This is a genomic window from Phycisphaeraceae bacterium (genome assembly GCA_040222855.1).
GTDB lineage: Bacteria > Planctomycetota > Phycisphaerae > Phycisphaerales > Phycisphaeraceae > Mucisphaera.
The window spans coordinates 1-24,679 of sequence record JAVKCD010000023.1 but is presented as its reverse complement, the minus strand read 5'-3'; the positions used below and the strand labels follow the sequence as shown (position 1 = coordinate 24,679).

At 61.4% G+C, this 24,679-nt stretch carries 20 protein-coding genes; 14 read left to right on the top strand and 6 right to left on the bottom strand.

Features of this window, described 5'->3' with window-relative positions; genetic code table 11:
- Window positions 1-62 precede the first annotated feature (62 nt).
- From RIG82_09830 to RIG82_09820, 3 genes are all read right to left on the bottom strand, one after another.
- The gene (locus tag RIG82_09830; GenBank protein ID MEQ9461237.1) at window positions 63-872 is read right to left on the bottom strand and encodes a prepilin-type N-terminal cleavage/methylation domain-containing protein; all 810 of its coding nucleotides are present in this window, start codon (window positions 870-872) and stop codon (window positions 63-65) included.
- A gap of 109 nt (window positions 873-981) precedes the next feature.
- A complete protein-coding gene (locus RIG82_09825; GenBank protein ID MEQ9461236.1) occupies window positions 982-2,349 on the bottom strand; it encodes a hypothetical protein in 1,368 nt (455 codons plus the stop codon).
- A 93-nt stretch (window positions 2,350-2,442) separates the two neighbouring features.
- Window positions 2,443-3,558, bottom strand: coding sequence for a LacI family DNA-binding transcriptional regulator (locus RIG82_09820; protein ID MEQ9461235.1), 1,116 nt, complete (start codon window positions 3,556-3,558; stop codon window positions 2,443-2,445).
- A 259-nt stretch (window positions 3,559-3,817) separates the two neighbouring features.
- On the opposite strand from RIG82_09820, the gene RIG82_09815 reads away from it, so the two are divergent.
- The 6 genes from RIG82_09815 to RIG82_09790 all read left to right on the top strand — a co-directional run bounded on the left by RIG82_09815 (window position 3,818) and on the right by RIG82_09790 (window position 10,800).
- The gene (locus RIG82_09815) at window positions 3,818-5,056 is read left to right on the top strand and encodes an alginate lyase family protein (GenBank protein ID MEQ9461234.1); all 1,239 of its coding nucleotides are present in this window, start codon (window positions 3,818-3,820) and stop codon (window positions 5,054-5,056) included.
- Between the two features lie 53 nt (window positions 5,057-5,109).
- Entirely contained in the window at window positions 5,110-6,102 is a 993-nt protein-coding gene (locus RIG82_09810; protein MEQ9461233.1) for an aldo/keto reductase, read from the top strand.
- A 25-nt stretch (window positions 6,103-6,127) separates the two neighbouring features.
- Window positions 6,128-7,189 (top strand): Gfo/Idh/MocA family oxidoreductase, encoded by a 1,062-nt coding sequence (locus tag RIG82_09805; protein MEQ9461232.1) that lies wholly within the window; start codon window positions 6,128-6,130, stop codon window positions 7,187-7,189.
- A gap of 103 nt (window positions 7,190-7,292) precedes the next feature.
- A complete protein-coding gene (locus tag RIG82_09800; protein MEQ9461231.1) occupies window positions 7,293-8,150 on the top strand; it encodes a sugar phosphate isomerase/epimerase family protein in 858 nt (285 codons plus the stop codon).
- Window positions 8,151-8,155: 5 nt separating this feature from the next.
- Complete coding sequence (locus RIG82_09795; GenBank protein MEQ9461230.1) at window positions 8,156-9,400, top strand: enolase C-terminal domain-like protein; 1,245 nt, start codon at window positions 8,156-8,158, stop codon at window positions 9,398-9,400.
- 74 nt (window positions 9,401-9,474) lie between these two features.
- Window positions 9,475-10,800 carry a radical SAM protein gene (locus RIG82_09790; protein MEQ9461229.1) on the top strand — a complete coding sequence of 442 codons (1,326 nt, stop codon included), beginning with the start codon at window positions 9,475-9,477 and terminating at the stop codon, window positions 10,798-10,800.
- Window positions 10,801-10,807: 7 nt separating this feature from the next.
- Here the strand turns inward: RIG82_09790 and RIG82_09785 are convergent, their stop codons facing one another.
- The 3 genes from RIG82_09785 to RIG82_09775 all read right to left on the bottom strand — a co-directional run bounded on the left by RIG82_09785 (window position 10,808) and on the right by RIG82_09775 (window position 13,816).
- Window positions 10,808-11,641, bottom strand: coding sequence for a sugar phosphate isomerase/epimerase family protein (locus RIG82_09785; protein MEQ9461228.1), 834 nt, complete (start codon window positions 11,639-11,641; stop codon window positions 10,808-10,810).
- On the bottom strand, window positions 11,638-12,828 hold the full coding sequence (locus RIG82_09780) for a Gfo/Idh/MocA family oxidoreductase (GenBank protein MEQ9461227.1): 1,191 nt from the start codon (window positions 12,826-12,828) through the stop codon (window positions 11,638-11,640). The genes RIG82_09785 and RIG82_09780 overlap by 4 nt, the downstream gene beginning before the upstream one ends.
- Before the next feature lie 121 nt (window positions 12,829-12,949).
- The gene (locus tag RIG82_09775; protein ID MEQ9461226.1) at window positions 12,950-13,816 is read right to left on the bottom strand and encodes an AraC family transcriptional regulator; all 867 of its coding nucleotides are present in this window, start codon (window positions 13,814-13,816) and stop codon (window positions 12,950-12,952) included.
- Window positions 13,817-13,952: 136 nt separating this feature from the next.
- Here RIG82_09775 and RIG82_09770 point away from each other — a divergent pair, with 136 nt between their 5' ends.
- The 8 genes from RIG82_09770 (at window position 13,953) to RIG82_09735 (ending at window position 24,483) form a co-directional block, all read left to right on the top strand.
- Window positions 13,953-15,374 carry a glycosyl hydrolase gene (locus RIG82_09770; GenBank protein ID MEQ9461225.1) on the top strand — a complete coding sequence of 474 codons (1,422 nt, stop codon included), beginning with the start codon at window positions 13,953-13,955 and terminating at the stop codon, window positions 15,372-15,374.
- The gene (locus RIG82_09765; GenBank protein MEQ9461224.1) at window positions 15,371-16,147 is read left to right on the top strand and encodes a 3-ketoacyl-ACP reductase; all 777 of its coding nucleotides are present in this window, start codon (window positions 15,371-15,373) and stop codon (window positions 16,145-16,147) included. Before RIG82_09770 ends, RIG82_09765 begins: the two co-directional genes overlap by 4 nt.
- Window positions 16,148-16,171: 24 nt before the next feature.
- Window positions 16,172-16,816, top strand: coding sequence for a bifunctional 4-hydroxy-2-oxoglutarate aldolase/2-dehydro-3-deoxy-phosphogluconate aldolase (locus RIG82_09760; GenBank protein ID MEQ9461223.1), 645 nt, complete (start codon window positions 16,172-16,174; stop codon window positions 16,814-16,816).
- A 12-nt stretch (window positions 16,817-16,828) separates the two neighbouring features.
- The gene (locus RIG82_09755; GenBank protein ID MEQ9461222.1) at window positions 16,829-17,875 is read left to right on the top strand and encodes a sugar kinase; all 1,047 of its coding nucleotides are present in this window, start codon (window positions 16,829-16,831) and stop codon (window positions 17,873-17,875) included.
- Between the two features lie 74 nt (window positions 17,876-17,949).
- Window positions 17,950-18,645, top strand: a complete 696-nt coding sequence (locus RIG82_09750) for a potassium channel family protein (GenBank protein MEQ9461221.1) — start codon at window positions 17,950-17,952, stop codon at window positions 18,643-18,645.
- 153 nt (window positions 18,646-18,798) lie between these two features.
- A complete protein-coding gene (locus RIG82_09745) occupies window positions 18,799-19,917 on the top strand; it encodes an efflux RND transporter periplasmic adaptor subunit (GenBank protein ID MEQ9461220.1) in 1,119 nt (372 codons plus the stop codon).
- On the top strand, window positions 19,914-23,048 hold the full coding sequence (locus tag RIG82_09740) for a multidrug efflux RND transporter permease subunit (protein MEQ9461219.1): 3,135 nt from the start codon (window positions 19,914-19,916) through the stop codon (window positions 23,046-23,048). The genes RIG82_09745 and RIG82_09740 overlap by 4 nt, the downstream gene beginning before the upstream one ends.
- Window positions 23,041-24,483, top strand: coding sequence for an efflux transporter outer membrane subunit (locus tag RIG82_09735; protein ID MEQ9461218.1), 1,443 nt, complete (start codon window positions 23,041-23,043; stop codon window positions 24,481-24,483). Before RIG82_09740 ends, RIG82_09735 begins: the two co-directional genes overlap by 8 nt.
- Window positions 24,484-24,679 lie beyond the last annotated feature (196 nt).

Here is a 24,679-nt window from a genome sequence, read left to right as displayed (position 1 = left end):
GGGCGCCCCGGAGGTTAAGAGGGCGCCCGCGCAATCCGGAGGGAGTCAGGTGGGTTGTGGGATCAGTTGCCGCCGAAGATGGTGGAGCCGTCGAGGTATTCCTCTTGACCGAGTGGGTCCGAGATGGTGAAGAGGGCTTCTTCGAGTCCAAGTGTTGAGGCGTGGCCGTCCATAAAGACGTAGTTGGCACGTTCAGCGCCCTGGCCCTGACTGTGGCGGTCAGGCTCGCCTGAGTTCCAGCGCCTTCGCTCATCGTTGAGCTTCTGGAAGTAGATGTAGTTGCTGGCGCGGTAGGTTTTCATGTGCTGTTCGTAGCTGTCGCCGTTGATAATCCAGCCGGAGGCGTTGGGGATGTTCTCGTACTTCTGCCACTCACCGGTCCCATTGCCACCCATGCTCTCGGCATTAGTTGGCGCTGGCAGGTAGCGTTTGAAGGGCTGTTCAAAGAGGTAGAGATTCATGCCTGTGCCGATCTTGGTCTGATTGCGAACACCGTTGGCCTCGATCGATCGGTCCAGGTCGTAGGCGGGGCATACGAAGGTGTCTGTGACGAACTCAGCCCGGTTGCCTGAGCTGTCTCGCTTGGTGCTGATCATGGTGTCGGCGAGGAGCTCGAACCAGAATAGTTCAAGTGTGGAGTTGGCGGCATAAGCGCCTGTGGGGATCTGTGCGTAGGGAACGATATAGCCGTTGTTGTCTACGCCATAGATCTGGTGAGCCAGGCCGAATGTTCGCATGTTGCTGAGGCAGCCCATGGTTCGGGCGGTCTGTCTTGCCGCTCCGAGCGCTGGCAGGAGGATACCGATGAGGAGGGCGATGATGGAGATGACCACCAGAAGTTCGATGAGGGTGAAGGCGTTACGGCGCGTCATGGTTTGATCCTTGCGCTGGTGAAACGAGGCATTTTAAGAGACACAGTGGGCGTTAGAGCCCAATCCCCCTGCTCGCGGTCAGGCGGGCAGGGAGTGGCGAGACAGCGGGTTAACGGCGGCGGGTGAGCCCGAGGGCGCCGAGGCCGAGGATTCCGGCGAGGGCGGGTTCGGGGACCGCGGCGGTGGTGCCGAAGTTGGTGGCGAGGAGTGAGAGGTCGATGAGATCGACGACGGTGTCGATGTTGGAGTTTCCGCCTGCCCATCCAGCGACTAGGTTGAAGTTGGTGGCGAGTGCGGAGAGGTCGATGAGGTCGACGTTGCCGTCGAGGTTGGCGTCGCCGGGGACGGTGCCGAGGACGGTGGCGATCATTTCGTCGAGGTCGCCTGCATCGACGCCGTTCTGGCCGTCGAGGTCAAAGTCGGTGTCGGTGGAGCCGGCGCGGATGGCGGCGGTTAGCAGGTCGATATCGGCCTGATCGACGACGGTGTCCTCGTTGAAGTCGCCGATGAGCCCTCCACCGGCGGGGACTTCCATCACCGAGATGTTGTCGACGATGTAGTCGAAGTTTCCGTTAACATTTTCGAAGACCATGTAATGAAAGGTTTCGCGGTCGAGTTGAGAGATGGGGTCTCGGCCGGACATGGTGGTGGTGCCGAGTGCGTTGGTGACGGAGAGGGTTCCGCGGTACGCGTCTTCGGGATCGATGCCATCGGGGACGACCTCGAAGGTTCGCTCGATAGTCATGGTGATGGTGTTGGCGCTGCCATCGCGGAGCGCGCCCCAGTTGTTTCCGCCTTCGGTGATGCCGTTCTCACTCTCGGAGAGGACTGGCGGGGAGCCCGGCGAGGCGATGGTGTCGCCTGAGCCGGAGAGGACGCCGGTGTCACCCTCGGTCTCGTTGCGGACGCGGGCGTTGAGGAGGGCGAGCGGCTCGTTGGGGTTGGGTACATTGAGGTTAAGAGACATCCGTGAGTGGATGCCGAAGTCGGGGGCGATAGGTCCAGTTGTGGTATCGAAGTGTCCGTCATCGACGCCAAAGATCGCGGGAGTTAAGCCATCGATTTGGGTGCCGAAGGCCTGGCCCAGGGAACCGTCGTTGTCGTTGAAGATGCCAAAGTGCAGATCAGAAGTGGCGGTGGCGATGGTGTCTTCGGAGAGATCGACACGGAAGTCGAGGGAGACGACGATCTTGTCGCCGACGTTGGGTCCGAGGGTGACGCTGGAATCGAAGGGGATGTACCACTCGGACCCGCCGCCTGCGGACTCGATTCGCAGGGCGTTCCCGCCGCCGAGGATGGCATCGTCGATGATGGTCATCTGGGGCTTGAAGTCGGAAGCGTCGCCGAAGATCTCGGCTTTGCGTGCTGGTCCGCGGGTGCCGTCGGAGAAGTCGAGGTTGAGTCCTGCCGAGGCGGGTACGGCGATGAGCAGGGTTGCGATGGCAGTTTTGGTTGTGATGTTGACGCTGGCTTTCATGGTGTTTCCTCCTGGTTGAACCGATGTGACGGTGATTTAGATGAGATCCACAAAGTGATTTGATTCTGACGATTCAGTGAAACGCGTCGTGATTCAGTTGCTTGACGCGAGGACGGTCATGGTAGATGTTGTGTTTGAAGTCAGGGGAGACTCGGCGAAGTTGTCGTCGAGGTCGGTCTCGATGGGTGGCGTCACGAGCGAGGGCTCGACGAGAACGACGGTACGGGCATAGGGTGAGGGCTTGTCCATGCGGAGCAGGAGCTGCTCGACGGCGAGCTGGCCGATGCGGTCGGGCCGGACATCGACGGTCGCGATCATGGGGTTGAGGCCGGCGAGGGTCGGGTCGTTGTCGCAGGCGACGACGGTGATTTGGTTGCCGGGCTCGATACCGCGGGCGCGGAGGCCTTCGTAGACGGTGAGGGTGGCCTGACCGAGGGGGACGAAGAGTCCTGAGGGTCGGTCGGGGATGTGGGTGAAGTTATCGATGAGTCGGTGTATGTGGGTTCGTCGTGCGGCGAAGGTGGCGGCGGCGGGATGATCGTTGCGGGGCAGTGCGGTGACGATCTCGATGTGGGCGCCGTGTTCTTCGGCGGTTTCTTTGAAGGAGGCGGCGCGCTCGGAGAAGCCGAGGTGTCCGGCTTCGATCTCGAGCATGGCGATGGATTCGTGTCCTCTGCCGACGAGGTATTCGGCGGCGAGACGGCCGATGGCGTCGTTGTCGGTGCAGACGCGGTCGCCCCAGTAGCCGGTGCGGCTGCGGGGTGACATGATCCAGACGGTGGGGAATCGGCGGAGCTTGGCGGCGATGGCGGGGTCGGGGGGGTGGCCGTGGAGGATGAGTCCGTCGACGCGGCCGTTGGCGACGGCGGAGGGGATGCGGCCGTCGGCGTTGATCTGAGCGATGGAGAGGGTGAGGTCGTGGCGAGCGAGTTGTTGTTCGATAGCGTGGATGGCGGCGGCGGCGACGGGTGCGGCCATGGGGGCGGGGTCGGTGCCGAACATCAGGAGGGCGATGGTGCCGGTGCGGATGTTGCGGCGGGCGCGAGGCTGGGGTCCGCGGCGTCGAGCGGGGGGCGTGTAGCCGAGCTGACGCATGGCCTGCTGGACTTTGCGGGCCGTGTCGGCGGCGACGCCTGGCTGGTGGTTGATGACCCGTGACACGGTGGTGTGCGAGAGTCCTGCGAGTTTGGCGACATCCACGATCGACATGATGTCTGAAGCTTACCGCCTGGGCTGTGGTGGTGCAAGGGAAAATTAACGGTGATTGATCAGAGTATAAGATTTACATTTTATATTGTATAACATAGATTTATATTTATTAACATATTTAATTAACAGGATTATCACCGTAAAAATCTTGAACATTGGGGGAATGTGCGTTAATCTTCCATCTGCCCTAACCGGTCCAACCGGACGGGCTGAGTGGCCTCGATTTCATCTTCATTCCTATCTTCACAGAGGATTCGACATGACCCGTTCTCACGTTCTAGCGGCCCTGCTGGTGGTCGTTTCTTGCTTTGGCTTGACGACTGCGGCGGTCGGTCAGGAGGTTCCGGAGGTTTACCTGACGGATGGGGAACGATTGGCTGGGACGCGGGCGCGGGTGATGGCGGGTGATCCGTCACTAAAGCCTGCGGTGGACGCGTTGGTGGCGTTGGCGGAGGAGGCGATGACCAAGCCGATGCGTTCGGTGGTGGACAAGCCGACGGTTCCGCCTTCGGGGGACAAGAATGATTATGTGAGTTTGTCGCCTTACTGGTGGCCGAATCCGGACACGGCGGACGGGCTTCCTTATGTGAGACGTGACGGGGAGATCAACCCGGAGCGTTATGAGTACGACGTGGACAAACTGGGGACGTTTGGCAACTGCGTGCAGTGGTTGGGTTTTGCCTACTACTACACGGGTGATGAGCGTTATGCGGAGGAGGCGGTGAAGCGGGTGCGTCATTTTCTGCTGGACCCTGAGACGCGGATGAACCCGCGGATGCTTTTTGGTCAGTTTGTTCCGGGTCGCAGTGACGGGCGGAAGTACGGGATCATCGAGACGCTTCGGCTGCGTTGGGTTCCGGACGCGATCAGCCTGCTGGAGGGGTCGGACGCGATGACCGCTGAGGACCTGGCGGGGGCGAAGGCGTGGTTTGGCGCGTACGCGAAGTGGCTCAACAGCAGCGAGTTCGGGGTTGGTGAGCGAGACGGGCCGAACAATCACGGGACGTGGTGCGAGGCGCAGATTGCTTATTTCTCCTTGTTTGCGGGGGACGAGGCGACGGTGAAGGAGATGGCGGAGCGGGTTCCGGCGCGAGTGGATCAGCAGATCGAAGCGGATGGTCGTCAGCCGCATGAGTTGACGCGGACACGGGCGTTGGATTACTCGGAGTTCAACCTGCGGGGTCACACGGAGCTGGCGGTTCTGGCGGAGAAGGTTGGCGTGAATCTGTGGGACTACGAAGCTGAGGACGGGAGCTCGATCCGAGCGGCGGCCGATTTTGTGCTGCCTTATCTGACGGGTTCGAAGCCCTGGCCTTATCAGCAGATCAGCCCGCCTCGGCATGATTTTTATGCTCAGACGCTTCGGCGGCTGGCGGTTGGGTTGGAGGATCCGAGGTTTGAGATGGAGGGTGTTCGTAAGTTGGACAACTTGTCGGGGTCGGGTCGGGTGTATATCGATCTGATCATGCCGCTACCGGCGGATTTCCCAGTACGCTGAGTTGTTGTTGATGTTGTTTTTTTACTGAGCGTTGAGACGTAGGAGTTTTATTGATGGATCGTATTCGGCTGGGTCAGACTGACCTTGAGGTGTCGCGGATTGCTTTCGGGAGCATGTCGATCGTTGAGAACCCGACGTATCCGGGTGTGGCGGAGCAGCAGGCGATCGATTCGATTCATGCGGCGATTGATGGGGGGATCAACTTCTTTGATACGGCGCCGGGATACGGCAATGGTGCGGCGGAGGTCGTGCTGGGTCGTGCGCTAGCGGGTGGGTTGCGTGAGAAGGTGATTGTCGCGGACAAGGTGAATACGCCTACGTTGTCAGCGGCGGATGTTGAGAGCGAGTTCACCAAGGCATTGGAGCGTTTGAATACGGATTACATCGATCTGTATCAAATCCACTGGCCGAAGGGTGTGGTTCCGATTGAGGAGACGCTACGGGCAATGGAGGACTTGGTGACCTCGGGCAAGGCGCGGGCGCTGGGGGTGTGTAACTTTGGCCCGGCGGACCTGACGGAGGCGTTGGGGGTGTCGTCGCTGGTGTCGAATCAGATCTGCTATAGCCTGCTGGCGCGAGCGCCTGAGTTTGAGGTGGTCGAGGTGATGAAGAAGGCGGGGATGGGGATGCTGTGTTATTCGCCGGTGGCCCAGGGGTTGCTGGCAGGCAAGTATCGGTCGGCGGACGAGGTGCCTGATGAGCGGGCTCGGACGCGGCTGTTCTCTTCGGATCGCCCGCAGGCTCGGCACACGGAGCCGGGGTGTGAGGCGGAGGCTTTTGAGGCGATTGCCGGGGTGCGGGCGATCGCGGAACGGGTGGGTCATTCGATGACGGATGTTTCGATTGCGTGGCTGCTGGCTCAGCCGACGGTGGCGTCGGTGCTGGTGGGTGCGAGCAGCCCGGATCAGGTGAAGAAGAACGCGGCGGCTGTCGAGGTCAAGCTGAGTCAGGCTGATCTGGATGAGCTGAGTCGGTTGACGGAGCCGGTGAAGCAGGCGTTGGGTGCGAACATGGACCCGTGGGAGAGTACGTCACGCATCCGCTAGCTAGTGGGTGCGAAGGAGTCTACGGATGATTAAGCACAACTACGGTCGGCATCGTCGCGAGGCGATCCGTGTAGGGATTGTGGGGTTGGGGCGGAGCGGTTTTAACATTCACGCGCGGTGGTTGGGGACGCTGGGCGGGACTTATCAGGTGGCGGCGGTAAGTGATCCGAATACGGATCGTTGTCGAGAGGCGGCGCAGCAGTACGGGTGTGCTGTGTATGCGGATTTTGAGAGTCTCAACGCGGACAAGACGTTGGACGTAGTGGTGATCGCTTCGCCGAATCTGTTTCATGAGGAGCAGGCTTGCGCGGCGATGGCGGCGGGGCATCATGTGGTGGTGGAGAAGCCGTTGGCGCTGAGCGTGGCGGGTGCGGACAAGATGATCGAGGCGTCGGAGCGGACGGGTCGATTGTTGGCACCGTTCCAGAATCGTCGGTTTGAGCCGCATTTCCGGAAGGTTCGAGAGTTGCTGGCTTCGGGTCGGCTGGGGCGGATCATTCAGATTCGGATCGAGTGGAGTCAGTTCACAAGGCGGTGGGACTGGCAGACGCTGAAGTCTCAGGGCGGGGGTTCGTTGCACAATCACTGCGCTCATCTGCTGGATCATGCACTGGAGCTTTTTGGTCCTGGTGAGCCTGAGGTGTTTGTGGATATGCAGCGGGCGTTGTCGGTGGGTGATGCAGAGGATCACATCAAGATCGTGCTGCACGGTGCGGGCCATCCGACGATTGATGTGGAGTCATCGAGTTGTTGTGTTTATCCGGAGGATCGTTGGCATGTGTGGGGGACGGCAGGTGGCTTGCGGGGGACGACGGAGCACCTGGAGTGGCGATGGATGGATGCGGACAAGCTGCCGCATCGTGATGCGGATGAGGGGCCTGCGGCGGATCGGGTGTACCAGCGCGAGGAGTATGACTGGCATGTGGAGCGGTGGGATCATCCTGAGGAGACGCCAGCGACGGCGGTGCTCTTTTATCGCGATCTGGAGTCGGCGTTGCGTGACGGGACGCCTTTGATGGTGACGCCTGAGAGCGTGCGTCGTCAGATCGCGGTGCTGGATCGTTGTCATGAGGCCTCGGCGTGTTAAGCCGGAGCCCGTTGGTTCATGCTGTTTCTGGATGCCTGCGTGTAAGCGTTTCCGGACCCCCCTGCTGATGTCATCGACACCTGGTCAACCTTACCCTTCGCTGATGGCTGATTTGATCGGCGCGGACGCTGATCCTGAGCAGGCGGCGGTGTTGGCGGCGCGGCACGGTTTTGAGGGGTTGGACCTGCGGCTGAATCGGTATGACCTTTGGATAGCAGATTACGGGGTTGAGCGGCTGGCGGACCGGATGGGGGAGCTGGGGTTGCGGCCGGGGTACGTGTCGCTTATGACCCGGACGTTGTCGGGTGAGGAGGAGGAGTGGCGAGAGGCGATGGGTGTGCTGGCAGAGCGGGCGGCACTGGCGCAGCGGCTTGGGTTTACGCGGGCGGGTGTGGTGGTGTTGCCTTTTAATGATGAGCGGGACACGGCGGCGAACTACCGGCGGCATTTGTTGCGGCTGCGGGAGGCGATGCCGGTTCTGGAGGATCACGGGGTGCGACTGGGGATGGAGTATGTGAGCCCGAAGACGCGGCGAGCAGGACATGTGCACTCGTTCATTCACACAATGAAGGGGATGTTGCAACTGATCCGGGAGGCGGGGTATGACGGGCTGGGTTTGATGGTGGATACGCTTCACTGGCACTGTGCTGGAGAAGGGGTTGAGGATCTGGAGGCGTTGGAGGCGAAGGATGTGGTGGTGGTGCATCTGTGCGACGGGATCGAGGGTCGGTCGGCGGCGGAACAGACGGTGACGGAGCGGATGCTGCCGGGCGAGACGGGGGTGTTTGACAACGAGGGTTTTGTGCGGGGTTTGCGGTCGATTGGTTATGACGGTCCGATGACGGCGGAGCCAACGAGCCCGCGATGGAAGGGGATGGGTGCGGATGAGGCGGTGGGGCTAACGGGGGCGGCGGTTCGTCGTAGTCTGGGGCTGGGTGTGGTCTCGACGCAAGAGGGCTGAATATCATGATTACGATCCGAGATGTGCGTGTGGTGTTGACGTCGCCTATGGGTCGGAACCTGGTGGTGGCGAAGATCGAGACGTCGGAGCCGGAGTTGTATGGGCTGGGGTGTGGGACGTTTGCGCAGCGTTATCTGTTGGTGGCGAGTGCGATCACGGATTATCTCAAGCCGCTGGTGGTGGGTCGTGACGTAGCGCGGATCGAGGAGATGTGGCGGCTGATGATGGTCAACAGCTACTGGCGGAACGGGCCGGTGCTGAATAACGCGGTGTCGGCGATCGACATGGCGTTGTGGGACATCAAGGGGAAGCTGGCGGGGATGCCGGTTTATGATCTGCTGGGCGGTCGGATGCGCGAGGGCGCAGCGGTGTACCAGCACGCGGATGGGCGGGACTTTGGGGAGTTGGATGATCATGTTCGAGCGCAGCTGGATCAGGGGATGCGGCATGTGCGGATTCGTTTTGGGGGCGGGGCTGCGGCGACGCGGGCTTCGGGTGAGGCGGGCGGGATGGCTTATGGCGGGTCGATAGATCGCCCGCTGAACAAGCCGGAGGGTGCGATTGGCGGGGCGTATTACGATCCGACGCAGTACACGCGGAGCACGCTGAAGGCGATCGAGCACGTGCGCTCTGAGTTTGGTGATGGGGTGGAGTTGTTGCACGATGTACATTGTCGATTGTCGCCTGTGGAGGCGATGGCGTTCTCGAAGGACCTGCAGCCGCTGCGGTTGTACTTTCTGGAGGACCTGCTGCCTCCCGAGCATCTGGCGTGGTACGAGAAGGTTCGGGCAACGAGTACGACGGCGCAGGCAGTGGGCGAGTTGTTCAGCAATCCGAATGAGTGGACCCCGCTCATTGCGAACCGGTGGATTGATTTCATCCGGATGCACATGAGTCAGATGGGTGGGATCACGCCAGCGAAGAAGGTGATGGCGTTGGCGGAGGCATTTGGGGTTCGGTTGGCGTGGCACGGTCCGGGCGATGTGTCGCCTGTGGGCCACGCGGCGAATCTGCACCTGAATCTGGCGGCACCAAACTTTGGGATTCAGGAGTTGCAGCCGTTCACGGGCGCGACCGGGGACGTGTTTCCAGGTTGTCCTGAGTTTCGTGCGGGCTACTTCTATCCGAACGATCGTCCAGGGCTGGGTGTTGATCTAGATGAGGGATTGGCGGCAAAGTACCCGTGTGATCCAGCGGTGGTTCAGTGGACGCAGGCGCGGCTGCCGGATGGGACGATCACCTGGCCGTGAGCAGGTTTTTGGGGGTGATAGGGGGTGGTCTGGAGGGGCTTTGGGGATTATCTTAAGACTATATGGTCTTGACTATGCCACGAGCTGAGGGGCTGGCTGCCCGGCGGGTGACGTTGATGCTCAAGCCGGTGGGGGCGGGGTGCAATCTTCGTTGTCATTACTGTTATTACCTACCGACGGCTGGGGACGGTGGTGTTCGGCGGATGGGTGAGGGGACTTTGGAGGCGATGTTGGCGGGGTATCTGCCGAGGGCGGGGGATGCGGTGACGTTGTCGTGGCAGGGAGGCGAGCCGACGCTGGCGGGGCTGGCGTGGTTTGAGCGGATGGTTGAGTTGGTCGAGCGTCATCGGCGGCCGACGCAGCGAGTGGTGCATGCGCTGCAGACCAACGGGACGTTGCTGGATGAGCGGTGGTGTCGGTTTCTTCGGGAGCAGAAGGTGCTGGTGGGGATTTCGATGGACGGGCTGGGTGAGGATCACGATCACTACCGGACGATGGCGGATGGGTCGGGTAGTTACGAGCGGGTGGAGTGGGGGTTGAGGTTGCTGCGGCGGCACGGGGTGGAGCACAACGTGCTGGTGGTGTTGAGCGATCGGAATGTGGTGCGGCCGTTGGCGGTGTGGCGTGAGTTGATGAGGTTGGGTGTGGACTGGGTGCAGTTCATACCGGCGGTGGAGTGGTTATCGCCTGAGGAGTCGGAGCGGGCGGGTCGGCATGATGCAGGGTGGTCTGGCGGGGCGAGGCTAGATGACTGGCGGGGATGGCAGTTGGCGAGTTTCTCGCCGGACGCGGAGGCTTATGGTGCGTTTTTGTGTGCAGTGTTTGATGAGTGGTTCGTCAAGCATCGGACGCGAGTGTCGGTGCGTGTGTTTGACAGCGTGTTGCAGACGCTGGTGCACGGCGTGGCGGCGGAGTGCACCTACTCGGATTCGTGTTCGAGTCAGTTGACGGTGGAGCATGACGGAACGGTTTATGGGTGTGATCACTACGTCGAGCCGCGCTGGCGATTGGGGGACGTCGGCGAGCCAGTGGCGTTGACGGTCGATGGAGAGGAGGCGGAGCGCGATGAGGGCGAGAACTGGTGGGACCGGCTGGATGGTGAGCGGTTGGCGGGGTTTGGGATGCGCAAGTTAGCACTGGGAGCTGAGTGTCGGTCGTGTCGTTGGTTGCGGCTGTGTTACGGGGGTTGTCCGAAGCATCGTCCGGCGCGAGGGGGGATCACGGGGCCGACGGTGTTGTGTGCAGGGTACCGGCGGTTATTTGAGCACACGATGGAGCGTTTTGAGTGGTTGGCGGGTTATTTGAAGGAGGGTCAGCTTCCGCCAGCGCAGCGCCCGGCGCGGATCGAGCGGGTGCGGGCGAGTAAGCCCGTGAAGCGTCGGAAGAAGCGGTCGCGGTAGGTCCAGATCAGGTGTGGTTGAGGCAGGCGTGGGCGATGCGGTCGAGGTAGGTGCTCTGGTCGGTGGCCCAGTGTTCTTCGGAGAAGATTTCGACTTCGTTGAGTCCGGTGAAGCCGGCTTCTTCGACCATGCCGCGGATGGCGCGGATGTCGATGCAGCCGTCGCCCATGAGGGCGCGGTCCGTGAGGAGGTGTCGGGTTACGATGCGCCAGTCGCAGACGTGGAAGCCGGCGAGATAACCGCCTTTGCCGAGTTTTTCGATTTCCTGTTCGAGGTCGGGGTCCCACCAGACGTGGTAGACATCGACGGCAACGCCTACGGCGGGATGGTTGAGTTGTTCGCAGACGTGCCGCGCTTCGGCGATGCGGTTGATGCAGGACTTGTCGGCGGCGTACATGGGGTGGAGAGGTTCGATGGCGAGCTTGACGCCTGTGGATTGAGCATGATCGAGGCAGGCGGCGATGCCGTCGGTGACTTGCTGTCGAGCCATAGCAAGGGGCGTGCCCGGTTCGGCCCCGACGACAAGGACGACCATGTCGGCACCGATGGCGGCGGCTTCGTCGAGGCAGGTTCTGTTGGTGTCGATCGCGGCTTGTCGCTGGGTGGGGTCGGTTGCGACAAAGAACCCACCTCGGACGAGAGCGGGGACCTTGAGGCCGGAGCCTTTGACGATGCGAGCGGCTTCTTTGATGCCGATGGGTTCGATGACGTTGCGCCAGACGGAGAGCCCGCCGAAGCCGGCTTTGGTGTAGTTTGTGCAGCACTCGGCCAGTGACCATGGTTTGTTGGTCATGGTGTGGACGGCAACGGTTGAGAGGTCGGTGAGAGGTGTGGCGGTCATGCGTTGGCGGTGACAGGTTCGAGGGCGGGGACGTCGAGCCAGGTTCGGTTCTTCCAGCTCTGGAGACCGAGTTCGGCGAGTTGAACGCCCTTGGCGGCTTCGCGGAGGTCCCAACGGAAAGGTTCATCGAGGGCGATGTGTCGGAGGAACATCTCCCACTGGATCTTGAAGGCATTATCGTAGTGAGTGGCGTTGGGGACCTGCTGCCAGTTCTCGAAGAACTTGATGGGCTGCTCGATGTCAGGGTTCCAGACGGGCTTGGGAGTTTCGGCGATGGACTGGACCCAGCATTCGCGTAGCCCGGCGACGGCGGAGCCGTGGGTGCCGTCGACCTGAATGGTCAGGAGGTCATCACGGCGGACACGGGTGCACCAGGTGGAGTTGAACTGGCAGGTGGTGCCGTCTTCGAGAACGAAGATGCCGTAGGCGGAGTCATCGGCGGTGGCTTTGTAGGGCTTGCCGTTTTCGTCGATGCGTTTATCGAGGTCGACCGAGGCGTGGGCGACAAGGGAAGTGACGGGTCCGAAGACGTTGTCGATGACGTAGCGCCAGTGGCAGAACATATCGACCATGATTCCGCCGCCGTCTTCTTCGCGGTAGTTCCAGCTTGGTCGCTGCGCGGGCTGGTCGGCGATCTCACCTGAGAAGACCCAGTAGCCGAAGTCGCCTTTGACGGAGAGGATTTTTCCGAAGAAGCCTTGTTCGATGAGCATCTTGAGTTTGCGGATGCCGGGGAGCCAGAGCTTGTCCTGGACAACGCCGTTCTTGACACCAGCGGCCTCGGCCTTTTCGGCGAGGGCGAGTGCTTCGGCGGTGTTGGTGGCGGTGGGCTTCTCGCAGTAGATGGCTTTGCCGGCTTCGATGGCTTTGCTGACGAACTTGGTGCGGAGTTGGGTGAGCGAGGCGTCGAAGAAGATGTGTTCGTTGTCGTCGGCGAGGACGGCGTCGAGGTTGGTGGTGTAGCGGAGCGGTTTGCCGATGGCGTCGGGTCCGAGGGACTCGGCGAGGTCGCGGAGTTTGTTCTCGTTGCGGCCGACGAGGATGGGGTCGGGCATGAGGGTGAGTTCGGGTGAGACTTTGACCCCGCCCTGCTTGATGATGGCGAGGATGGATCGGATGAGGTGCTGATTGGTGCCCATGCGTCCGGTGACGCCTGACATAATCACGCCGATTCGTTGCTGAGCCATCGCGGTTCTCCTTGAAGGGTCTGTATGAAAGAAGGTTACGCGGAAGGCGAAGGAGGCGGGCTAGATATTGCGACCACCTTCTATGCCGATCTGGTCATTCATGGCAGATTTGGACAGGGCATCAGAGGACCATTGGGTCGGAGCGGTATTGCATGGGGGTTTTGCCTGTGTGCTGTCGGAACCAGCGGGTAAAGGTGGCCTGCGAGGAGAAACCGACAGCGCGGGCGACCTGTTCGCCGGTGTGTCGTTCGTCGAAGAGGAGGGCTTTGGCGCGTTCGAGGCGGCGCTGGCTCACGTATTCGTGAGGCGTGCGGCCGACGGCTCGTTCGAAGCGGCGGGCGAACTGGCGGGGCGAGAGGTGCGCAGCGGCTGCCATCTGTTCGAGGGTGGGCGGCTCGGCGGGGTGCTCTTCGATGAGACTGAGCGCGGCCTGGATGGCGGGGTCGGATTCTTCGGAGGCGGGCACGGGTGTGCCGGGTTCGTCATCTCGGACCCAGGCGCAGAGGACGACGGCGGCATCGGCGACCCAGGAGGGAACGGAGGCACCAACGGGGCGTACATCTCGGCGGAGACGGTCGATGGCTTCGGTGAGGCGCGGTGGTTCGGTGATGCCGGTGAGTACTGCGGGCCAAGGCCGGGCTCGGGAAGCGGGCCATGCGGGGGTCATGGCGAGTTTGATGACAATCATCTCGGCGGCGGCGGCGGAGGGGCGAAGTTCATAGCCGTGGCGGTCGCCGGGATAGGAGGCCATGAGGGTGGTTCCGGAGACGCCGACCCAGACGCCGGCGGCCATGGTGCGTCCGGCGCAGCGGCGGAGAACGACGAGCTGGAGACCTTCGCGGTGGGCGTGGGGCTGGACGTCAATGGGTCCGGAGAGTCGGCGTGCGATGACATCGACGACGGGGTGTTCGTGGCGAAAGAGCCGGGCGCAGATGTCGAGGACGGCCTGCTCGGGTGGCATGGGCGGGATGGTGCGGGCTCGTTCCATGAGGTGATCCGGTCGCATGGGGCGACACCCCATTATGCCGAACAAGACGTTTTGTGTCCAGATCCGGCAATTCTTTTCTCTGGGTGTGGTCGGGGGTGTCGGGTGGGGCTATTCTCGCGGCAGGAGGCTCAAGCCCATGATTCGGATTGATGACACACTGACGCCTGCTGACCTGCTCGATCCGATCGCCCGGATGTGGGCGTTGTCGGGTGAGAAGATTCGTTCGATCGAGACGAGTTTTCCGCCTGGATCGTCTACGCCTGTGTTCACGGTGGCGGGGAAGTACACCGCTCAGGGGTGGACAGAGTGGACGCAGGGTTTTCAGTTTGGTTCGGCGGCGTTGCAGTTTGATGCGACGGGGGATGAGTTCTTTCTGGAGCTAGCGAGGGAGCGGACTCGTGAGGTGATGGCGCCACACCTGACGCATACCGGGGTGCATGACCACGGGTTCAACAACGTGTCGACGTATGGGAATTTGTGGCGGCTGGCGCGAGAAGGTCGGTTTGCCGCTGGCGCGGGGGAGATGGACTTTTATGAACTCGCGCTGAAGGTGACCGGTGCGGTGCAGGCCTCGCGGTGGGCGAAGACGGCGGATGGGACGGGGTACATTTATTCGTTCAATGGCCCGCAGTCGTTGTTTGTAGACACAATCCGGAGTTGTCGGGCGTTGGCGGTCAGCCACCAGTTGGGGCATGTGCTGCAGGGGGAGCGGGATGAACGGATCAATCTGCTGGGCCGGATCATCGAGCATGCACGGAACACGGCGCGGTTTAACATCTGGTACGGGGCAGACAGCAAGAATGGTCTGCGAGATATCTATGACATCCGGGGACGAGCCTCGCACGAGGCGGTGTTCAATGCGAACAACGGGGATTACCGGTGTCCTTCGACGCAGCAGGGTTACTCGCCGTTTTCGACGTGGACGCGCGGCTTATCGTGGGCGGTGGTGGGTTATCCGGAGCAGCTTGAGTTTCTTGAAACGGTGGGCGATGAGGAGCTTGAGCCTCATGGCGGGCGGGCTGAGGTGACTGGGTTCATGCTAGAGGCGGCGCGGGCGACATGTGATTTCTTTATTGAGCATACGCCGGTCGATGGCGTGCCTTACTGGGACACGGGCGCGCCTGGCCTGGCGATGATGGGTGATTACCTGGACCGCCCTGCTGAGCCGTTTAATGACTACGAACCGGTGGATTCTTCGGCGGGCGCGATCTGTTGCCAAGGGCTTGTTCGGCTGGGGCTGTATCTGAAGCGACATGGCGATGCGGCGGCGGGCGATCGCTATCTCAAGGCGGGGTTGACCTCGCTGCGGACGTTGCTGACGGACACCTATCTTGGCGTGGACCCTGAGCATCAGGGGTTGTCGCTGCACACGGTGTATCACCGGCCGAATGGCTGGGATTATGTGCCGGAGGGTCGGAAGATCCCGTGCGGCGAGGCGGCAATGTGGGGTGATTATCACCTGCGGGAGGCCGCGTTGACGGTGCAACGGCTGGCGAATGATGAGCCGGCGTACCGGTTCTTCGGTCCGATCGAGAATGACGTGGAGGCGGTGCGATGAGTGATCGACCGGTTGCGATGGTCACGGGGGGATCGCGTGGGATCGGATTGGGGATCGCTCACAAGCTGGCGGCGGATGGTTTTGATGTGGTGATCAACGGCCGGCGGGCGGCGGCGGATGTTAAGGGTGTGCTGGAAGAACTGGGTACTCATGGCGTCGAGACGCAGTATGTGCGGGGGGATGTGGCGAATCTTGAAGAACACGAGGTGATGATCGAGGCAATCCGCGAGCGGTTTGGTCGGCTTGATGCGCTGGTGAACAATGCGGGGGTGGCTCCGGAGCGGCGAGAGGACATCCTGGATGCGTCGGCTGAGAGCTTTGATCGGTTGATGTCGATTAATCTACGAGGACCGTATTTCCTGACACAGCGTGTGGCTCGGTGGATGATCGAGCAGAAAAAGGCCGATGCGCAGCGGCAGCCGTCGATTGTTTTTGTGACGTCGGTCAGTGCGACGGTGGTGTCGGTGAATCGTGGGGACTACTGCATCACGAAGGCGGGGCTGGCGATGGCGTCGCAGTTGTGGGCGGCACGTCTGGGGGAGTTTGGCATTCCTTGTTACGAGGTGCGGCCAGGGATCATTAAAACGGACATGACGGCGGGAGTGACGGAGAAATACGACAAGCTGTTTGCGGAGGGGATCGCGGTTGATCGGCGGTGGGGGACGCCGGAGGATGTGGGGGCGGTGGTCGCGGCGCTGGTCGGCGGCGACCTTCCCTACGGGACGGGTCAGGCGATCATGGTCGATGGCGGGTTGACGGTTCAGAGGCTCTAGCCAACAGAAACAGGAACATCAGGCATGGATCGTGGAGCGATTCTTGATCGACTAAAGCGTGAACGAGTGATCGCGGTGATTCGGCTTGGGTCGTCCGAAGACCTGCCAGCATTGGCGGAAGCGCTCGCGGCGGGTGGTGTGCGGGGTATTGAGGTGACGTTGTCGACGCCGAATGCGATCGAGGGCATTCGTGATCTGGCCAAGCGATATGGGGACGAGCTATTTCTGGGCGTGGGTTCGGTGCTGGACGGAGACACAGCCCGGGCGGCGGCCGCGGCGGGGGCGCGGTATGTAGTGAGCCCCATTTTTGATCCGGCGATTGTGGAGGCGGCGCACGCTTCGGGGGCGGCGGCCATGCCGGGATGTTTTACGCCGACAGAGATTCATCGTGCGATGCAGGTGGGGGCGGATGTGGCCAAGGTGTTTCCTGCGGACAGTCTGGGCATACCGTTTTTCAAAGCGGTGCTGGCGCCGATGCCGCATCTGAGGCTCATGCCGACGGGCGGGGTGACGCTGGACAATGCGGGTGACTGGATTAAGGCGGGCGCTGTGGCGGTGGGTGCTGGCGGAGCGCTATGCCCCAAGGATAAGTTGGAGGCACGAGACTGGGCTGCGATCACGGCGAACGCGGCGCGGATTCGAGCTTCGGCGGACTCCGCTTCTTCATAACTGAGGTGCAAGATGGCTGCGATTGATTCGGGTCGTGTCGTGACGTTCGGTGAGATCATGCTCAGGCTGTCGACGCCTGGCTTCTCGCGTTTTCTGCAGGCGAGTCAGTTTGATGTGACCTATGGTGGGGGCGAGGCGAATGTGGCTTCTTCGTTGGCGCAGTTTGGTCTTGACGCGAGTTTTGTGAGCAAGCTGCCGAAGCACGAGATCGGGCAGGCTGCGGTGAACCATCTGCGTCGATTCGGCGTGGACACATCGTTTGTGGTTCGTGGCGGGGAGCGGGTTGGGGTCTACTTTCTGGAGACGGGTGCGAGCCAACGGGCGAGCAAGGTGGTGTATGACCGGGCGGGTGCTGCGGTGGCGTCGCTTGGGGTTGATGAGTTGGATGTTGATGCGGTGTTTGCGGGGGCTTCGTGGTTTCACTGGACGGGGATCACGCCAGCGTTGGGCGAGGTCCCGCGAGAGACGTTGGGCGTGCTGCTGGCTGCGGCGAAACGGGTGGGGTGCACGGTGTCCTGCGACCTGAACTTTCGCAAGAAGCTGTGGACGACGGCAGAAGCGCAGGTGGTGATGCGGCCGTTGATGGAGCATGTCGATGTCTGCATTGCTAATGAGGAAGATGCGGAAAAATCCCTGGGCGTGTCGCCTGAGGACACGGATGTGACGGCGGGGTATCTTGATGAGGCGGGGTATGGCAAGCTCGCGAGGAAACTGCGCGAGCAGTTTGGTTTCAAGGCGGTGGCGATCACGCTGCGTGAGAGTCACTCGGCGTCGCGGAATGGCTGGTCGGCGCTGATGCTCGATGATCGAGAGTGCTCGACGGCGACACGGTCACGAGCGTATGACGTGCAGTTGGTGGATCGCGTGGGGGGAGGGGACAGTTTCGCAGCGGGTTTGATCTACGGGCTGACTCGGCTGGGGGATACGCGGAAGGCGTTGGAGTTTGCGGTAGCGGCCTCGTGTCTGAAGCAGACGATTCCCGGTGACTTTAACATCGTGTCGGTTGATGAAGTGCTGAAGCTGGCGGAGGGTGATGCCTCGGGGCGCGTGGATCGGTGAATAGCTGGATCATCTTTAATCAGCCTGCGGCGGCGTCGATACCGTTAGGATGTTCGCTGCTGTGAGAGATGATCATGCAAACGATTTTTCGTCATTACCTGGATTGGTGTCGTGCGAGACGAGGGCTGAGTTATGCGCTGCTTACGGTGCTGTTGTTTTTGGTGACCTCACTTTCACAACTCGGGGAAGCCACAGGACTGCTGCTGTTTATGAAGCTGGCTCTGACGTGTGTAACAGGACTGGCACTGATTACTGTCAGCAATGGTGCGATTCTGGCGATTCTGGCGCTGTTGCTGGCGTCGATCAATCTGATCAGTCTGTGGTGGCCAGCATCGACTGAGTTCGAGAGCATCAGGTTGCCTGTTGATCTCGCGGGGTCGTTGTTTTTTGTGCTGGTGGTGATCGGCATGATCCGGTTCATGGTTGAGGACGGGCATGGGGTGTGGGCGAGGCTGTCGGCGGCGGTGGCTGGGTATCTTGTGGCAATCTGGTTTTTCGCGGGGTTGTATGGCCAGGTCCTGTCGGGTAATCCGATGGCGTGGTCGCCGAATCATGAGGCTGCGGCGGCTGGGTCAAGTGCGGCGGCGGTTTTTTTTAGCGTCGTGACTCAGACGACGGTGGGGTATGGCGATTATGTTCCGATCTCAGGTGGGATGCGGGCGATCGCGATGGCACAGGCGATGTTTGGAGTACTTTACCTGGCGGTGGCGATCGCACGGTTGGTGGGTTTGCCTGCGAGCGAGAGATCCATCGGGCGTGAGGGGGATTGAGATACGGGGATCGGCTAGACTCCCAAGGTTGAGTTAGTCAGTGTGTGTTCTGAGGGCTGAACGTCGCTTGAAGGGAACGTGATGGATTCGAGCTTGTCTGAGTGGATGGCCCCTGACAGATGGTTGGTGCGCGTGGGCTGTCTCAGCTTGACGATGTTCTTGAGTGGGTGTGGTGATCAAGAGGCGGCTGCTCCTGATGCTCCGCCACGGGAGGTGGAGGTTGTTCAGTTGCGGCCGGTGGATCTGCCGGTGGTGACTGAGTTTGTCGGGCGGACGGCGAGTTCTCAGCGGGTGGAGATCCGGACGCGTGTGTCGGGGTTTCTCGACAGCATTGACTATCGCGAGGGTGGTGCCGTTGAGGAGGGCGACGTGCTGTTCCAGATCGATCCGGCGCCGTTCGAGGCACAGCTTCGCGCGGCAAAGGCTGAGTTGTCACAGCAGCAGGCGCGGCTAGACAACGCTCAGGCCTTGCTGGCGCGGGTGAAGCCGCTGGCGGAGATCGAGGCGGTGGCTCAGAAGGAGTTGGATGACGCGAACAGCCGGGTGAATGAGGCAGCTGCGGCGGTGGAGGGGGCTTCGGCTCGGGTTTTTCAGGCTGAACTGGATCTGGGGTATACGACGATCACGTCGCCCTTGTCAGGGATGACGGGGGAGGCGTCGGAGCGTGTGGGGGCCTATCTGAGCTTTGGCGCCGCACCGCTGACCTATGTGGCTCGGATGGACCCGATGTGGGTGGAGTTTAGTGTCTCGGAGGCGCAGTATCTCACCAGCGAGCGTCGGCGGGCTGATGGTGAGTTGTCGTTTCCTGATTCGGATGAGGGTTACGAGGTAGAGGTGGTGAGATCGGATGGGCTGGTACATCCAAGCAGGGGGAAGATCTCGTTTGCGGATGCTTCGGTGGATGCGCGGACCGGGACGATTCTGGTGCGAGCAGAGCTGCCTAATGCTGGTGATTCTCCGCTGCATCCGGGGCAGTATGTGAGTGTGCGGGTATTGGGGGTGACCCGGCCCAATGCGATCACGGTGCCCAGGGAGGCTGTGCTTCAGAGCCCCAAGGGTCCATATGTCTGGCTGGTAGATCAGGATGGCAACGCCGAGCAGCGGCCGGTGTTGACCGGGCCGTGGACCGACGAGGGCTGGGTGATCCGTAAGGGCCTGGCGTCGGGGGATCGGGTGATCACGGCTGGGAGTGTTGGTTTGCGACCTGGGGCGGCGTTGTCGATCGTGAGTCTGGGTGAGCACAAGGGCTCAGGTGTGGGGCCATCCCGATGATCACCACTCTTTTTGTTCAGCGGCCGATTCTCGCATCGGTGTTGTCGATCATCGTTGTGATCGCTGGTGCCGTGGCGGGCTTGGGACTGCCGATCACGCAGTACCCGGACATTGCGCCGGTGCAGGTCACCGTGTCGGCGACGTACCCGGGAGCCGATGCGGAGACGGTGGCGAACTCAGTGGCGTCGCCGATCGAGAGCCAGATCAACGGCGTGGACGGGCTGCTGTACTACCAGTCGACGAGCGCGGCCAGCGGGCAGATGTCGATGACCGTGTTCTTTGAGTTGGGGACGGACCCTGACACGGCAGAGGTTCAGGTCCAGAACCGGGTCAATCTGGCGTTACCGAATCTCCCTGCGGCGGTGCAGTCCACGGGGGTGAAGGTCCAGAAACGATCATCGAGCATCCTGATGCTGATCGCGCTCTACTCGCCAGACAGCAGTTTTGATGAGGAGTACATCGGCAACTACGCGAACTTGTACGTGCTGGATCCCCTTAAGCGTGTGCCGGGTGCGAATCAGGCGCAGATCATGGGGCTGCCGGATCAGGCGATGCGGATCTGGCTTGATCCCGAGCGGATGGCGGCTCTGGAGATCACGGTGGGCGACGTGACACAGGCGATCTCGCGGCAGAACCAGCAGTTCAGCGCCGGGACGATCGCGCAGGCACCGATGCACGAGTCGACAGCAATCACGGTGCCGGTTGTTACCGAGGGTCGATACGACGAACCGGAAGAGTTCGAATCGATCATCGTCCGAGCCGAGTCCGATGGCTCTGCGGTGGTGCGGGTCGGTGATGTAGCCCGTGCTGAGGTGGGCATTCAGCAGTATCTATTGCGATCATCGTTTAATGGCCAGCCTGCGACGTTCCTCGCGGTTTATCAGCAGCCCGGATCGAATGCACTCGAGGTTGCGGGTTCTGTTCGCGCGATGATGGATGAGCTGGCAGTAGCATTCCCGCAAGGGATGACTTACGAGGTGTCGTACGACACGACGAAAGTCGTAGCGGCGTCGATCGAGGAAGTGGTGATCACGCTGGTGATCGCGATCGTGCTGGTGGTTCTGGTGACGTACCTGTTTCTTCAGAACGTCCGGGCAACCCTGATCCCGACGGTGGCGATCATCGTGTCGATCATCGGGACGTTCATCGGGATGACGATGCTGGGTTTTAGTCTGAATCTACTGACGCTTTTTGGACTGGTGTTGGCGATCGGCATTGTTTGTGATGACGCGATCGTGGTGGTTGAGAACGTGGAGCGGAACATCGCGGAACTGGGATTGAATGCCAAGGAGGCAACGATCCGTGCGATGAAAGAAGTGATCGGGCCGGTGATCGCGACGACCCTGGTGCTGATCGCGGTGTTTGTGCCGGTTGCTTTTCTGGGCGGGACGACGGGGGTGCTCTATCAGCAGTTTGCGGTGACGATCGCGGTGTCGGTGGCGATATCGAGTTTTGTGGCATTGACGCTGACGCCTGCACTGGCGGGGTTGCTCCTGCGGCCACGGACGTCGGTGGCGGGGGTGTTTCGAGTGTTCAATAGCTCGCTTGACTGGATCACGGGTTTGTACGCGATCGGCGTGCGTTGGACGATCCGGGCGTGGGCACTCAGTCTGCTGATCGTGGCGGGGATGTTCATGGGCATTGTGGTTCTGTTTGGCACAGTGCCGGCGAGTTTTGTCCCGCTGGAGGATCAGGGTTTCTTTCTGACCGCGGTGATCATGCCTGACGGGGCCAGCCTTGATCGGAGCGAGAAGGTGTCTCGTGCGACGGCGGATATTTTTCTCGAGCACCCGGCGGTAGCGCGAGCGTCCACGTTGGCGGGGTACAGCATTCTCGATGGTCAATTCAAGGCAAACAGCGGGACCTTGTTCGTGGAGTTGAAGGACTTTGGCGAGCGGCAGGACCCTTCGTTGTCGATCGACGCGGTGTTTGCCACCTCGATGCCTAAACTCAGGAAGCTGCGTGACGGGATGGTGATCCCGATCAACCCGCCTTCGATCCCGGGCCTGGGTAGCCAAGGCGGGTTTGAGTACTGGGTTCAGAATCGAGGGGCGGACGACCCCCTGCTGCTCGGTTCGTCGGTCCGAGAGTTGATCGCCAAGGCGGGGGAGTCGCCCGTGCTGTCCCGGCTGAACAGCACGTTCAACCCGTCGACACGCCAGCTCCAGGTGCAGGTGGATCGGACACGGGCCGAGACGCTGGGGATGCCGGTGGACGGGATCTACGAGGCGATGCAGTCGCTGTTCGGTTCGGCGTATGTGAGTCAGTACAACAAGTTTGGTCGGGTCTGGAATGTGATCGTTCAGGCGGACGCTGAGTTTCGGGATGATCCTGATGACCTTGGTCGGATTTATGTTCGACAGCGTGAGGGCGCGATGCTGCCGTTGTCCGCGGTGGTGACCTCGTCGTATCGGGCGGGACCTGACCTGGTGTCCCGGTTCAATGGATTTCCTGCGGCGAAGGTCACGGGGGATGCGGCGAGCGGGTTCAGCTCGGGCGAGTCGATCGCTGAGATGGAGCGTCTAGGTCATGAGGTGCTGCCTGAGACCATGGCGTATGCGTGGTCGGGCCAGGCCTACGAGGAGAAGAACGCGGGGTCCACTTCGGCGATCGCGTTTGGCTTTGGGCTGGTGATGGTGTTCCTGATCCTGGCCGGCCAGTACGAACGCTGGGGGCTTCCGCTGGCGATCATCATGGCGGTCCCGTTTGGGTTGTTTGGTGCGTTGGTTTCGGTGTGGCTGCGTGGGATGGAGAACGACATCTATTTTCAGGTTGGCTTGCTGACGCTGATCGGACTGTCGGCGAAGAACGCGATCCTGATCGTGGAGTTCGCCCAGGTGAAGTATGCAGAGGGGCTCAAGCCCCTGGAAGCGGCGGTCGAGGCGGCCCGGCTTCGGTTGAGGCCGATCCTGATGACGTCGCTGTCCTTCATTCTCGGGGCGATGCCATTGGTGCTGGCCTCGGGTGCGGGGGCGGAGGCACGTCACTCGATCGGCACCGGCGTCCTGGGCGGCATGATCTCGGCGACGACGCTAGCTTTGTTCTTCGTGCCACTTTTCTACTACCTGATCGTGAGCCTGACCGAGCGATCCGCTCCCACGAGTGCCGGAGGGGAGACGAGCCATGCATAAGCGACGAGCGACCACGATCTGCACGTTGGTGCTGCCAGCTCTGGGTTTTCTGACGGCGTGCACGGTCGGACCCGACTACGAGCCACCTGAAGTGACCATCCCCGAGTCGTTCCGGTATGCGGCAGAGGATGTTGTGGATGCCGAGGGTGAGGAGGTGTTGTGGTGGAGGCTGTTCGGTGATGCTCAACTGGAGGGGTATATCGACGAGGCGCTGCATCAGAATCAGGACCTGCTGATTGCGATCGCGCGGGTCCAGGAGTTCGAGTCGCGGCTGGGCATCAGTCGTTCGCAGCGTATGCCTTCGGTCGATTTTGGTGCAACAGGCGGCTATCAGCAGGTCTCGGGCGAGACGGGGCTGGTTCCGATTCGAGGGGATGATCGGCGGTCGGAGTTCTATCAGCTCGACCTATCGGCTCGATGGGAACTGGACGTGTGGGGGCGAATCAGCAGGTCGAACGAGGCGGCGATGGCGGACCTGCTGGCCTCGGTTGAGAATCGCCGTGCCATCGTGCTGTCGCTGATCACAGCGGTCGCAGAGTCATACATCACGCTGTTGAGTCTTGACGAGCAGTTGGCGATCGCCAAGCGGAGTCTCAAGGCCCGTGAGCAAAGCCTGACACTCTTTGAACGGCAGCGTGAAGAAGGTGTGATCTCCAGACTTGAGGTGTCACAGCTTCGTTCCGAATACGAGCGTACCGCCGCAACGCTCCCGGCACTGCAAAGAGAGATCGCACGGCTCGAGCACGCATTGTCAGTGCTGCTTGGTCGAGTGCCGGGTCCTATCGAGCGTGTAGAGGGGCTGGATCAGGTTGATCTACCGCGTGTTCCGGGTGGGTTGCCTTCGGACCTGCTCCAAAGGCGGCCTGATGTGCAACTGGCCGAGCAGCAGATGATCTCTGCGAATGCTCAGATCGGCGTCGCCGTAGCTGAGTACTACCCACGGGTCTCGTTGACCGGCCTGCTCGGGGTAGCGAGTAATGAACTGCAGAATCTGCCGACGGGCCAGGCAGTGCTCTATCAGATCGCGGCCGGGGCAGCCGGGCCGATCTTCTCGGGCGGGCGGATCCGGTCGGGCGTGGAGTTGGCTGAGGCCGTGAAGGAGCAGGCGGTCCAGCAGTATGCGCAGGTGGTGCTGTTCTCGCTACGCGAGGTCGAGAATGCACTGGTGACGCTGGAGACGATTGAGCAGGAGTCCGGGGCGATTGGGCGTCAGGTCGATGCGCTTCGGACGTACTCAGAGCTGGCGGGCAAGCGATACGACAACGGCTACGTCAGCTTCATCGAGGTCCTGGACGCTGAGCGTGACCTGTTCGACTCAGAGCTGCGCGAGGCCCAGCTCGATGCTCAGGTATTTTTGTCGGTGATTCAGCTCTATTCGGCGTTTGGGGGTGGCTGGGTCGATGCCGCAGATGAGATGGTGGTTGATTCTCGCTGAAATGAGCCGCGCGGGTCCGTTGAAACGGGCGTCATCGTGACTCGTCTTTGCCGATCCCGTAATGGTCTTCCAGTGCATCAACGAAGCGATCCAAGAGGCTGGCGTAGGTTTTGGCGTTGTCGGGGTTGGGTTTGAGCGAGGGTCCTGTGGCGATGAAGGGTTCGGCCAGGTTGGTGATGTCGGCGGCGGGGTCGGT